At 50.7% G+C, this 12,918-nt stretch carries 10 protein-coding genes and 1 pseudogene; 8 read left to right on the top strand and 3 right to left on the bottom strand.

Annotation, left to right across the window (positions count from 1 at the left end; translation table 11 throughout):
• Window positions 1-145: 145 nt before the first annotated feature.
• From ACZ1HK_RS00170 to ACZ1HK_RS00150, 5 genes are all read left to right on the top strand, one after another.
• On the top strand, window positions 146-1,279 hold the full coding sequence (locus ACZ1HK_RS00170) for a tyrosine-type recombinase/integrase (protein WP_472626957.1): 1,134 nt from the start codon (window positions 146-148) through the stop codon (window positions 1,277-1,279).
• Between the two features lie 43 nt (window positions 1,280-1,322).
• Window positions 1,323-1,547, top strand: a complete 225-nt coding sequence (locus ACZ1HK_RS00165) for a helix-turn-helix transcriptional regulator (RefSeq protein WP_472626956.1) — start codon at window positions 1,323-1,325, stop codon at window positions 1,545-1,547.
• A gap of 559 nt (window positions 1,548-2,106) precedes the next feature.
• Window positions 2,107-3,858, top strand: coding sequence for a sensor histidine kinase (locus ACZ1HK_RS00160; RefSeq protein ID WP_472626955.1), 1,752 nt, complete (start codon window positions 2,107-2,109; stop codon window positions 3,856-3,858).
• Window positions 3,851-4,288 carry a hypothetical protein gene (locus ACZ1HK_RS00155; protein WP_472626954.1) on the top strand — a complete coding sequence of 146 codons (438 nt, stop codon included), beginning with the start codon at window positions 3,851-3,853 and terminating at the stop codon, window positions 4,286-4,288. Before ACZ1HK_RS00160 ends, ACZ1HK_RS00155 begins: the two co-directional genes overlap by 8 nt.
• Entirely contained in the window at window positions 4,289-4,849 is a 561-nt protein-coding gene (locus ACZ1HK_RS00150) for a hypothetical protein (protein WP_472626953.1), read from the top strand.
• Between the two features lie 819 nt (window positions 4,850-5,668).
• On the opposite strand, the gene ACZ1HK_RS00145 is transcribed toward ACZ1HK_RS00150, so the two are convergent.
• On the bottom strand, window positions 5,669-6,586 hold the full coding sequence (locus ACZ1HK_RS00145) for a hypothetical protein (RefSeq protein ID WP_472626952.1): 918 nt from the start codon (window positions 6,584-6,586) through the stop codon (window positions 5,669-5,671).
• Window positions 6,587-7,718: 1,132 nt separating this feature from the next.
• Here ACZ1HK_RS00145 and ACZ1HK_RS00140 point away from each other — a divergent pair.
• Window positions 7,719-8,873, top strand: coding sequence for a hypothetical protein (locus ACZ1HK_RS00140; protein WP_472626951.1), 1,155 nt, complete (start codon window positions 7,719-7,721; stop codon window positions 8,871-8,873).
• Window positions 8,874-9,316: 443 nt separating this feature from the next.
• A pseudogene (locus tag ACZ1HK_RS00135) lies at window positions 9,317-9,451 on the top strand (transposase); the annotation flags it as partial.
• A gap of 177 nt (window positions 9,452-9,628) precedes the next feature.
• Here ACZ1HK_RS00135 and ACZ1HK_RS00130 read toward each other — a convergent pair.
• Window positions 9,629-11,221 (bottom strand): cell wall hydrolase, encoded by a 1,593-nt coding sequence (locus ACZ1HK_RS00130; protein WP_472626950.1) that lies wholly within the window; start codon window positions 11,219-11,221, stop codon window positions 9,629-9,631.
• A 6-nt stretch (window positions 11,222-11,227) separates the two neighbouring features.
• Between ACZ1HK_RS00130 and ACZ1HK_RS00125 the strand changes: the two genes are divergently transcribed.
• A complete protein-coding gene (locus tag ACZ1HK_RS00125) occupies window positions 11,228-11,515 on the top strand; it encodes a hypothetical protein (RefSeq protein WP_472626949.1) in 288 nt (95 codons plus the stop codon).
• On the opposite strand, the gene ACZ1HK_RS00120 is transcribed toward ACZ1HK_RS00125, so the two are convergent.
• Complete coding sequence (locus ACZ1HK_RS00120) at window positions 11,493-12,635, bottom strand: hypothetical protein (protein ID WP_472626948.1); 1,143 nt, start codon at window positions 12,633-12,635, stop codon at window positions 11,493-11,495. The genes ACZ1HK_RS00125 and ACZ1HK_RS00120 overlap by 23 nt on opposite strands.
• Window positions 12,636-12,918: the final 283 nt, after the last annotated feature.

The raw sequence follows: 12,918 nt of genomic DNA, 5'->3' as shown, positions 1-12,918 counted from the left end.
AAGAAAAATACATAGTTTTTCATAGGTGAGCATAGACATGTACAACGCATTGATTTAATGTGATTTTATGCGATTAGGGTGAACATAGCGCATCTCCGAAACACCCCTAAGCACACGTATTTTGAGAGCCTATAGCGAGCCTAAGATGCCCATCACCCAACTAACCGATCGCACGCTTAAGGCCCTGCCCGCACCTGAAACTGGGCAAGAGACACATTGGGATAGCGCCCTCTCAGGGTTCGGTGTCCGGGTATCCCAAGGTGGTACGAAAAGCTTCGTCGTTGTCTACGGTCCGAACCGCACTCGCAAGACCATCGGACGTTACCCTTCGATTTCCCTCAAGCAAGCCCGTGACAAAGCGAAGGAACTGAAAGCCGCTTTCGTCTTGGGTTTGGATCGTCAGAGGTCGATCACCTGGGCCGACGCGCGTGATCGGTTCTTAAAGGATTGTGAGCATCGCCTTCGACCTTCCACCGTCAGGTACTACCAAAGCCGCTTGAATACGCACTTTCGGTTCGGAAAGCGGCAGCTCTCCGAAATCACCCGGCAAGACTTTCAGGCGAAGATCCGAGGCGGACCGGCGACACCTGGTGAACAACATCATGCGCTGGTGGCCGCGCGAACGCTGCTAAACTGGGCCGTGCGCGAAGAATACCTGGAGGCCAACCCATTGGCCGGGATGCGCTGGTTTAAGCCGCCTAGGGCGCGCGAGCGCGTCCTCAGTGACAACGAGCTACGGGAGGTGCTCAGAAAGGCAGAAAAGGCTCCCTACCCCTTCGGCAACATAGTTACACTACTTGCATTGACGGGAATGCGGCGAAGTGAGGTTGCTGCTTTACAGTGGGATTGGATCAATAGCACAGAAAGGCTGATCACCTTGCCGGCCGAACTAACGAAAAACAGCCGGACGCATTCGCTACCTTACGGGGAATTGGTTGCAGATGCGCTTTTTGGTGTGCCGGAACTTGGTGCGTATCTGTTTCCTTCAAACGGCGGCAAAGGACCGGTTTTCAACGGTTGGGGCAAGTCATTCGAACGGTTTTTTGGAACCCTGGAAGACGTTGCACAATTCACTCTACATGACCTTCGCAGGACCTTTGCTACCAACCATGCTAAACTTGGTACGCCGATCCATGTGACGGAGAAGCTTCTAAACCATGTGTCAGGTACGATTAGCGGTGTTGCCGCCGTCTACAATCGCCATTCGTACCTTGACGAGATGCGAGCCGCAATGACGGCACATGACGAATTCCTCGCCAGACTGATGAATACAGGCTAAAGTTGTGGCCTCTCGGGAGACTCGTCGAAACCCGAGCATCGCGATGCTCTTCAATCATGGAGAGATCGTGATGAGGATACTATCGAAACGTCAGGTGAAGGAGTTGGTTCTGTATTCGCCTCAACATATTGCCCGACTGGAGAAGGCAGGCCAATTCCCCAAGCGGGTACCGTTGGGCCCGAACCGGGTGGGCTGGATTGAGGAAGAGATACTGAAGTGGCTTGAAGAACGCATTCGGCGCAGAGAAGATCCTAACAGACACTCCTGATTACAGGAGCTGGGTGGCCGGGGTTGCAAACCTGGCCACCCGACCCTTTCGGCCCTTAGCTACTTTTTGTCGGGTTCAATTCGCTACGACGCAGCTTATCCAAAGCGGTCACTCTTGCACCGCTACAGTAGCCCGGACAGTCCATAGTCTGCTTTACAGGGCAAAGCATCATTTCGCTGCAGTTACATCAAAGTCCGCTTCAGTGCTCGGAGCTGGGCAAGAACGGCCTTTTACGGCGAAACTTGGCCTGCAACTTTGCCGCGAGCACGCGATCGCCGGAATAGATCAGTGTCCTAAAACCACAAATTGAGATTTCAGAATTTGGCCGCATAACTTTACAGGAAAACCGCCTCTCAAAGCTCGAATTTCACTGGAAGCCGGAAGGGACCGCCAAACTATGCTCCAAGCCCATCAATCACGTTAAGTGTCACCTCGACCAAGGAATGACTTGCAGGAGTTGCATCCAGATGGTTGGATCGGATGATCTTAGGGTCTAACAAGAAAGCTTGACGGACATGATTATTACCTGTGCGGCGAACGCCTTGTCGAGGTTCGTAGCTTGAGGACAAGACCATTCCAAGAGTTTGTTGCAAACATTGAGGCAAGAGCTAAGAGCCTTGGAGCCAAACCAATTTTGGTTGCCACTCCTTGCGCGCCCTTAGTAAGAAAGAACGCGGCATTCAATATCTGCAAAAATTACGATGCCCCTGAACTTTCCGGAAAGCGCTTCATTAGTGATGACATATTTGAGGGCCTAGCTGAAAAGTTCGACCAAATTAAATTCTCTTTCCAAGAGAGCAAGAGTAAGACAATTGATTTCGTAATGTTTTTCGCTGGCGTGATCGACCTAAACGAGCGCATTAGATTACAGAGAGAAGGCAGCAACAATTTGGAAATTGCCTTCAGAACAATTATGGAAAATCTATCAGATGATATTCGAGTAATATCTGCGTCAACTCGCGACCTAAATAGCTTTACATTCAAATGCCTAACACGCGTACTCCCAAAGTATATAGATTTTGATGGTGCGTCCGTATTCTTATGGGATGATTCATCCGACTCTTTATCACTGAGTGCCAGTACGGGAATTCGGCCTATTAACGGGAAACGTATTCGGCGCAGTGATGTGAAATACTATGAATACGACAAGTCCTACACAGTACGATCGTTTAAGGATCGATCTCATGTCTTGGAGTATTCACGAGATTCAAAACTTAAGAAAAATACATTTGGCGAAGACACAGGTGCAATTTTCGGACGAGGGTATTTTCCAATCCAGTTTCGAGATGCTCTGATCAGCAAGAAAGAGGGACAAGATGAGCATAAGGAAGTTTCTACCAGCACAATTGGTGTGTTAAGAATTGTGAATGTCAGAAATTTTGGAATTCCCACTCAGCTAGGTAGAGTGAACTACTGTATAATAAAGCACTTTTGCGAACATATAGCGTTCCTTGGTCAACGTTACATGGCAACCCTTAGGTTAGCGCATGACTTAGAAAGATCCACTCACGGCTATACAACCGATTTGGCCACGCTGGGCTTGCACCTGAAGGGTCAAAGCCTGTTGATGGAGAAGTGCCAAGTTTTGTGCGCAGGAGCACTTGATCAAGGTGGGGCAACTGCCAAAGATGCTAGTGAATTGAGAAGAGTAATATCATCCATTCGTAGTTTGATGGACAGACAAGAGCTGCTTGTGCGCGACAGTGTTTCGGTTCACGACGGTATGGGCTTTCAACTTGAGATGGTTAAGCTCCACGGTGAACGGAGGCAAAAGGCTGTCAAAGGTTCCACCCCAATGCTTGCATGTCACAAACCCTTCGTTGAAGTATTTCGACGAGTCGAAGGCTCGCTGCCGCTAATGACCAAGATGTATCACGGGAACACGGTGGGCTCGGCTCGGATGATATGGACAACCGAGCCGTCCGAAGCAGGCATCCAAAAAATACCACCGCTTAAAGTTTCCGGAGAATCGCTCTACCTCGCCGTCAGAAATATCGCTGAGAATGCAATCAAGTATGCCAAAGAAGGCTCACGGCCAAAGATATCTATCTCTTGGTCCGTTCAAGAATCATTGTTGGAATTTCAGTTTTCTGACAATGGTATTGGCGTCAATGCTAACGACGAAGGCAATATCTTTCGCGAAGGATGGAGATCGAGAAAGGCAGTAATCGCCAGTCTACGCGGGACTGGAATGGGGCTTGCCGTTTGCAGGTCTGCCTTAGAAGCAGAGGGAGGAGAGATTTTGTATCTTGGGAAAGCAAAAAACGGCGGTGCGGTTTTTGGAGTGAGGGTAGCTTTGTTAGATGGATAAGATCTATATTGTAGATGATGAAAGGGTTTTTTGCACTGCGTTAGCAAGTGTCCTTGAAATACTCGATTTCGAAGTGACTTCGTTTAACGATGCGACTACCGCATATGAATACTTCACATCATCGGAGTTTGATCCGCAGAAAGCGCGCATCCTACTTGATGTGACTCTTTCAGGTGGCAAAGACTCTGGCCGCTTTGGTCGATCCATCACTGAGAACTTTACTGTGACAGGTACTACATTGGCCAACCTATTGTTAGAAGATCGTATTTTTACTGAGGGTATTGCTAAACGAGTTATCTTGTATACTGCAAATTACACGACAGAAATCTGGCCAAAAATGGAAGCATATTCGGAAAAGAACAATGTTCGACTTTGGCGAAAAACTGCAGTTCCAAATCTAGAGGAAATCATTGAGCTTCTGGAGGATTAAATGGGGATAGACGTCGCTGATGCAATTGCGCTAGCTGTTGCTTTTTCAACATTTGTTCTAGCTGCGTTTTCTGTACTAATAGCGTGGCTGCTGGGAAAGAACATTTTTCAGTATCAAAAAGAAATGAGCAACATATCACTGGAAATGAAACGGCGCGACAAGGAATTCCAGGAGCAGTATCTTCCAAGCTCTGCCTTGATCGCTAAACTCGAGATCACGATAAGAATCTTCCAATCGCAAGAGGTTCTCTCAGCAGCTAAGGAAAAAATCCAAGAGTTCTTTAGTGATCGAGAGATAGCTGACGCTCAAAAAGTGAAGCTCAAAAATGAGCTTCGGAAGATCGGTATCTCTCGCTCGATTAGAGACGCCGAGATGCAACTGTTGTCACTTGGGCTCAATGATGGCCGCGCAATTCTGTATGGTCTGTCGGCGGAGATTGGCGACTCCGAAACCGTTCGTTTTCTGGAAAGCTTAAAAAACGTGTTTGCCGATAGTGAAAGTCGAAGTTTGCTCGACCAACAACTTGGTCGGCTCAGGGGACGATTGGAGAGTGCGAAGTGACGCTTGACACGGCTCATCAAGAAGTCCGCCAATAGTTTTGGCGCCAATTCTGATCGCGAAGTGAGCTCGTTGGTTGCGTTCTGAACGTGTTCGGTCAGACTGAACTTCAGTCACGACTTTGAGCTGCCTAGCCCGTGTAGCCGACATCTAGCATATTACCTGCTTCGCTAATTGATCAAACCACACTTTTGATTATGAATCTCAAAGAGTTATGCGATGGTTGGTTGAACTCACCGCTTGAAGCGTGTGCTCGAAAACCGTCCCCCTAATGCAACTTTAGGTTGCGAGTTGCCGCGCCTTCTGTGCCAAATATAGTCGCTTTTGTCACCGTTCATCGATTTGCCGAATTCGTTGGAAATTCTTGTGACGCTGATCTTTTACAAAATCCAGTATGATTTTGTCACATTTTTTACCGCCTCATAAGAACCGGACATTCGTGCACGGCGCAGCATCGGTCAAAGTGGGCTCAAACCCGACCTTCTCTGCGTTCGCGCCGATCGAACTAGGCGCCGGTAGTATCGATTCAAATTCACAGTCACAGTCGAAGGCCGGAACAGCGATGACAGCGAAGCACTAGGCGCCAGTGTCGCCGGTGCTGTAGCCGAGAACGTCCGGGCCATGGCAAGGAACGAGATCGCAGGGGCGTCGATGTCCGGCGGGATTCTCAATCGACGTGCGGGGCGGTGACGATGCATAAACGCACTATACCGACACCGCCATCACGGCCTCAGCGACCTTCCAAGCCGCGCAAGGTCCGCCCGATCCGTCCACCCACATGGGTCTTACTGCAATCACCAAAAGTGAGACCCGTAAAGGCGGCTAGAGGACTATCGCGAGCGTTAACAAAAATGCGATGATGAAAAGCGTCCAACCCCAACTCATACTGGATTTGCGCGAAGCATCTTGGAAAGCGAGGCGAGGTTCGTTTTCAATCCTTGCCGCTCTATCACATGCTTTGTTGAAACGCTCCACCCAGCCCTTTGGCAATTCAAACACGATTGTTTTGTGTTCTTCGTAGGGTTTGTCCTCGGTTATCTCGCCCCGGTCGTACATCACAAAGATTTCGTCCAAGGTTTGCGGAACCTCTTGCATTTTTTGCGCCTGCGACGAAACGAGGTCTTCCATCATGTCGCGCATCTCTTGGAAATGACTTGGCAAGTGAACAAAGGTTATTCGTTCCTCATGTTCCACGACGCGTTCCAAAGCATCTCTGATTAGCTCACATGACCGGAGAATTTCTCGAGCATTGCCAGGTTGTCCAGGTTCGCCCCAGCTTGCATCCAGACGGGGCAATAGCTTCTCGAAAGGCATAAGCAGGCGCCACATTTCCTGAGACGTAGAATCAATCCACAACCCGGCTTCTTCGGGCCGAACTGTCACTACAGGTCGCGTGTATTGGCCTGACCGTAGTTCCTGCATCTTCATGAACAGCGGATCATTCAGATGGTGCATTAGCTCCGACGTCAGTTGAAGCTCCCACAACACCGGTTTGTCGATCACCAATCGGCGAACGATCGGCGGATAGTTCTCAAACCCGCGAAGTTGCTCGTTTTCTAGATCATGACGAAGCTCGTCCGACTTGCTCCCAAGCTCACTTGCCGCGTAGCCTTCATGAATCTCCCTCCAATAGAACAACAGATCCGCAGGGTACCTACCTGGGTCTTTGTCCACCATTGTATGGCAGTTACTGCAAAGAAAAATCGCGTTGGTAATCTCACTCCGCGTCGCATCCGTCATGTCGTCCCGATAACGGGGGCCACCGGGGTTTGCGGCGAAGATGTGAGCGGACTCGCCAATCAGTGTCGCTTTGTCAGCTTCCTCGTTAGGCCCGACTGTAACGCATCGACAATCTGGGTTCGAGCAGCGGTAAGCAGCACGTTTCGCAAGAGTCTCAATAGTTTTCTTAAGGAAATTTGAGGACAAACGAAGAAATATCCTGAGCGGTTAATCATCACGTGAATTGGTCTACCGTACTGTTCTATAGTGCGCCATCGAACATCGCGGTGGAACAGACCAACCCGCAACGACTTGGCAATGGTGACTATGGCAGATATCGCTCGGGGGTCACAAAACTGTGTTAGCAATTGTGCTAGTTGGAGCGATGTACTGAACTAGCGCAAAGCCAATCAAAGTATTGATATATATTAGTAAATATATTTGAAAGACAAAGAATTAACGATTTCGAGTCTCTCTGGGGGCACCATTTTCCTATTTGTTTTCAGGGTATTGGCTGATCACTCTGTCGGGCGCTCGGCCAATTCTTGATCCTGTGGAAGCACTGTGGAAACAGATGTATGCCATTTGTACGAGTCTTTCGCGCAACGGCCCGGCGGCTCACGCGCTGCGATATCGAGGGGCTCCGTACGTGCGCCGCCTGATGTTCAACGCACCTCGGTCGTTGTGGTCTATGCCTCTCAAAGCTAGCCTTTTCGCCACCGGAATTGACGGCCAATAGCCGACAACCGCGGTTGGGCTCGTATGCTCAGCAGGGCCACTAAAACCGGACCTTCGTGTGTTTCCGCTCCAATCGCGTGTCTTTCAAGTAAGGAGAAGTAGGGTCGGGCTACCAGGACTCATGACGGCTTTTGGAGGGCTGGAGGATTAGAAAATCTTGCGTTGACACCTTGCAGTGCTAAAACAAGCACAACCGTGGACCGTTCTTAGTTGAGACTAGTATTCAGAGATTCGACTTTGCGAACACCGTGACGCTCGGTCTTAAGTTCAAAAAGGGGCACGAATATTTCTTACACGGCAACTCAATTTTTTCATCAGAGCTACAAACACCAATTCAACCCTAAGCTAGTGGTTTTCCAAAGGGTGTGATTGACTAACGCTGTTGGGATGAGTCCAGGCACTGGACATAATCGAAATGGAGGAGTACCTTGAATGGTGGTTGATATCCTCGGTATTCATAATGCGCATTGATCGTAAAAAACGTCTTTTCATCCTTCAAAGCAAGATACAAACAGCACTGACGCAAATTCTCCTCTGCGCACTGCTTGCCCTTGTCTCATTGCCTCTATCCGCGCAGTCTGAACTTATCTCTCCGACTGATAGACAATTGATTGCGCAAGCAAATGGTTTAGACGTTTCCGATATTGCAGTTTCAGAAGCCACGGCGCTACTTCAGACAATTTCGGGCCTCGAGAATGAGCTCAGTCGAGTTGGTATTGAGTACGAGAGATCTATCGCGAGGCTGGGTTCGGAGCTCGAGGAAATTAGGCGATTCTTGCAGAACGCTAATGCTCAAGGCACCTTATTTCAGGTTTGTGAGACAGAGTCTTTTGACGAAGCTCAGTTGTTGGAAGTGCTCAGGTCGTTCGATGATTGGATCACACTGATCGATCAGTTCGTGAGGAGTCAATCTGTTACCGAGTCTCTGGTGACTAGGCTGCGAGCTCAGTACCCAGGCTACGATCTTTATTTCTCGGAGCAGGAACTACGGCAAATTGCGTCACGGGTGCCGGATATTCGGGAATGCACGAGACTTAGAACGGATCTGCAATCTCTTTTTGAACAAGTATCGGCGGAAATGGTTGCAGCACAAACATCTGCCCAAGATCGTTTGCAGAGTTTTGTCTCTTTCTTAGAGGAAATCGAGCGAGCGCAAGAAAAACTGACTTCTGACGGCGATGAGATAAGTCAGGCAATCGAGCAGAATCGCCTCCGCGAGAACCTTGACGACAGAATATTTTTGCTTGTAGCAGTTTTTGGCATTTTTGGGATTACCAGTATTTGGATCGTTAGGTTTTTCCCAGAACATGTTGTGAACGAATGGGTCAGCTCCGGGCAGGTTATTCAATTTGTAACGGTGACCATAATCCTCAGCGTTGTGATGAGTCTTGGGTTGTCCGGTATCCTCCAAGAAAATACACTTGGAACCCTTCTTGGTGGAATTGGGGGTACGTTCTCTCGCAAGGAGTTGGCCGTGCGGCGGCGCATCGAGCCCAGCAGGATACCGGTCAGACAATGGCTGTGCCGCCAACAGACGCATTTGATTTTGAGATTGAATTACAGGCGATAGGGGCGGTACTGGCTACAACCGTGGTGCCAGATGAGCGGAAATCCGCAGCGCAGACGCTGATTGCCCGAGCCCGAGAAGCCAACAACAATGACGCGCGACAAGAGGCCAAGTCTCTGCTTGCGAGTGCTCGTCTCCTCCTCAACTGATGCGCTTACGTCAATCTATCTTGAGCCGTCCGCTGCTCAGAGAAGTGAAGGAGAAGCGGCGTGCTGTTATCCCACTATGTTGGCGCTGCAAAGCGAAGCGTAGTGAATAGTTTCTATGCAATTGCACGGGTTCCCCCCAATTGCATTCCTAGAGTTTACGCATGTCGGCCACCGATGTCTCCAATCAGATCTTTCGGGCTCTGCCTCAATCCGGCGAATGAATAGTCTCTTTGAGCTGAGTCCCTTTTTGTCCTCCGATTTGCGGCAGAGTTCGTACCAACGAAGGAGATGAACAGAATGAAGAGATCACGGATAATCGAAGAGCAGATCGTCGCCAACCCGAAGCGGCAGGAGAGCGGTGTGGCGACGGCTGAAGTGTGCCGTAAGCACGGGATTGGCTTGGCGATGTTCTTAAGATGGAAGGCGAAGTTCGCAAAACAGTATTGCCGACGGTTAATATGTATCAAACCCTGATCAGGGCTGACCAAAGAACTGGATTGGGCAATTCTGTTTTCCGTTGTTCGCCTACCTCAGTTCGTTAAGCACTTTAAATGCCGAGCTGCAGTCAACCCGAGATCGGGAGGCAATCCCGTTGGGATCGTCCCCTTATTAACGCACGCCAGTGTAAAACAAATGGCTTCCCATTTGGACCGACAGTCGAGCCCCTGGCCCAGTTGCCCAATCGGGTTTCGCAATATTCACTGCGTGAAAATGCGTGGCGCCGCCGGTCAAATCCAGCAAATCACCAGCAATTGCAAGCGCCGCAATCTCAAGGCATTCCTCAAAGATCGGCGTTGGCGCATCGACCACATTCACCATGTCGTCAACATTTGGATTGCCCTCGTTCCAGCATGAAAACTGCCAGGGCTGATGGCAGATTCCAACAAAACCGGACCCGAAATGTGGTCGATTGGCCGCTACCCGGTTCACTATAACATTTGCAACAGCCTCTCGCGCTGACCTGTCCGCCTCACCTCGCGCTTCGCCATAGAGCGTCTGAGCGACGACGATTTGCTCCCCAAGCACCCGCGAGCGCTCCAGGAGGGCCGCATGACTGCCAGTGCCGTTCTCCATCCAACGGATCGCTACAACACGGCTGCGGTCATATTCTGAGATTTTGCAAGTATTTTTTTGATTCCCGCCAAGGCATTCCAGTTTGTCTGGGTTTGCCAGGGCATTTGCAAAGAAGGTGACGTGCCCAGAGGTGCCAGGCTCAGTCGGAGACAGCACAATGACGGCCCCTTTGGGTATATCAGAGGTTTTGATACTAAGCGGCAACTCGCGATTGCCCCAAGCCTTCCAAGATACAGCCAAACCAGGTAGGTCAATCACTGTGTCCGCAAGCCCTGCCTGAACCACGTTGTGGCCAACAAATGCTCCGCACCACGCTTCGGTGCCATCCGCGACGATACCAACGGACTGGAAATACTCCACCACCATGGCTCTACCGTCCGAATTGCTTTCGACAAGGCCCTCCCATCGAGCCTGTTCGGCCTCAGCGGCCGCCATCCAAGGCGCATTTCCTTTGACGATCGGCCTAATAAAATCCGGCGCATACGTTTTGATCTTTTTGCTGTAGGCGTCCTTGATCGCCTTGGTTAATGCGGTCGCTGTCGCAAGCACAAAAGCGTGCGCCGTTGTCGTCGGGCCAACTGGGAAAACATCGACGAACGGCGCCATCGCTGCATCAAAATTTGGCAGACTTTGCGTGAGAGCCGTTCGTAACGGCACATTCGGATCGTCACCGCTATGCGCCATCTGCAGTGCAAGGGCTGCCTCTGCGCCGAACATGTGGCAATGTAGCAAGTTTAGAAAGCTTGGGATGGGCTTGTCTTCGACGCCAGGCTGGCCGGTGTTGGTGCTTAATCCAGCCTCGGCGGCGAGAGTTTGATATTGGATGTAATTTTGACGCGTGAGCCAGTCGAAAGCAGGAAGGTTGGACAGTGCCCCGAACCGCCGGAGTGTATGTGCTTTGCCTTCTGGATGAGCAACTGCGTATCGCTGCCAATCCAGCTCGGAAATACGAAATGGTCCGGCCCGCCCATCGGGGCGATTAAAATTCTCCGACTTTAGCCCGCTCATCAGCATCGCCAATGCGATGACGAACTCAGCCGATGCGGCAAACGCCGTCGGGGATCCCGCCTGAGCCTTGAACTGATACCGAAGGCACGCCCGGACAAAGATCTTTTCATCAAAGGACATCGCCTTTTGCGCGATTTCTTCAGCATCGATTTCTTCCGTCAGGAACCGCGTCTCAATCCAACCCGTTATCCCCCCGAAGAAGCAGCGGATGTCATGTATTCTACGGGCGTCCTATCATTTTCGACGTCCGTTGGATCAGGCACCAAGAAAATTGCGCTGCCCAAAAACACCGTCTTGATCGGATCTTCTGCGTCTGGACTTTCAAAGATCTCCGGAAAGTTACCAAGACCAACTTCCGCAGGCATTTTGAATATCTTCATGCTCAGATCCCTTAATTTTGGGCAGCTTGAATGATCTGTAAGAACAGATCAGGCGTGAGTTGTCCCTGAAAAATCGCAGCGCGTTCGGGAGTCAAATCAAGCGCAGCCGCATCGAATTTTCGGCGAAGCTCTAAATTGGCCATGTTCGCAGTGGCTGGCACCGCACCCCCGTCAGGGTAGCGTTCGTTCAAAAATGCAATGAGCGAGGGGAGGACATTTGGCTGTTGCAATAATAGTTGAAATTCGAAGTAGTTTTGGAACGTTGGGTAAGATTGCGAATTGCACCGCGGGCCTTCCAAGAGTTGCCGCACCTCGCCGTCTGAGAGCCTTCCATCGCGCACCACAAGCGTACCATTGTCATCGCTTGCGACGCGTTCCCACACCGTGATCGCGGCACGCGTGACGGGCCCGACACTCTGATCGACTTGCGTACAAATCGCGCGTTGGACGTCGGCGATATCTTCGCACCCATAGCCTGCCGGTGAGTGGAACATAAGCCGAGTCCCTGTGGTGCAATCTGACGGCGCAACTAAGTTCGGATTGGTTTCGTCGCCACCGCTTCCAGCGCTTAACGGTGTTGCCGCTGCGACCTCCGCACGCACCTGAGCGGCGACGTCCACGGGGTTGCCCGAAGCCGCCCCTCGGCTGTATTCGTTTATGTTTTGCATGATCGTCTGGGGCGTGCAAATCCGCAGATAACTCTGCAGAGAATATATCATTTCCGGGCGAGTATTGATGGTCGCTGTCCGCGTAGCTTGACGGAACGCCAGGCGGCGCTCGAACACCACCGTGCGGATTGTCGAGGCTTCCATCGACATCAAAACGGTCGTCGTTGATGCGTCGTGGAGGACACCGATCAACCCAAAAGCTTGCGCTGTGTAGGCCAAGGTGTCTGCCGCAGCACCTGCGGTGGTTAAGGTATTCGTCAATATAGAGGAGACGGAATTCAACCCGCCCTGAACTACACGTCGATCCGTACGGGTGCGATCAATCCAAGCGAGATATTCGTCGCACCGCGTGTCGATGTCGTTGAATCCGGTCACTGTCAGTAAGCCGTAGTCACGTGAGGTCAATGCCGACCTGCAACCACGTGTTTGGTCCGTCACCTCACCAATTCCAGCTTGAATACAAAGTTCAGCCAAATACCGTTCCAACCGGTCTGAATCGTCCGGCATACGTTCGGAGAATAGACCGGTCCCTGGTCCGCTAAAGCGATACGTTTCACTGCCCGGTGTACAAGCAGCACATAAGATCGCCAACAGTATCAAATATATTCGAAAAACCATTTTTATCCTCAGAATTCATCTCACCGCATATGCCGAGCATTCCAAAGTACCATTTTACTTGATAGGAAGGTTGCTAAATTCTGGCCGGGCTGCAACCCTTTTTGTACTGATTGGCGTCTGCGGTCACTCAGGCTGCTAGTACAAAGAGCAT

It is taken from the genome of Gymnodinialimonas sp. JB5-7, assembly GCF_055693405.1.
This window is presented reverse-complemented; position numbering and strand designations above follow the sequence as displayed.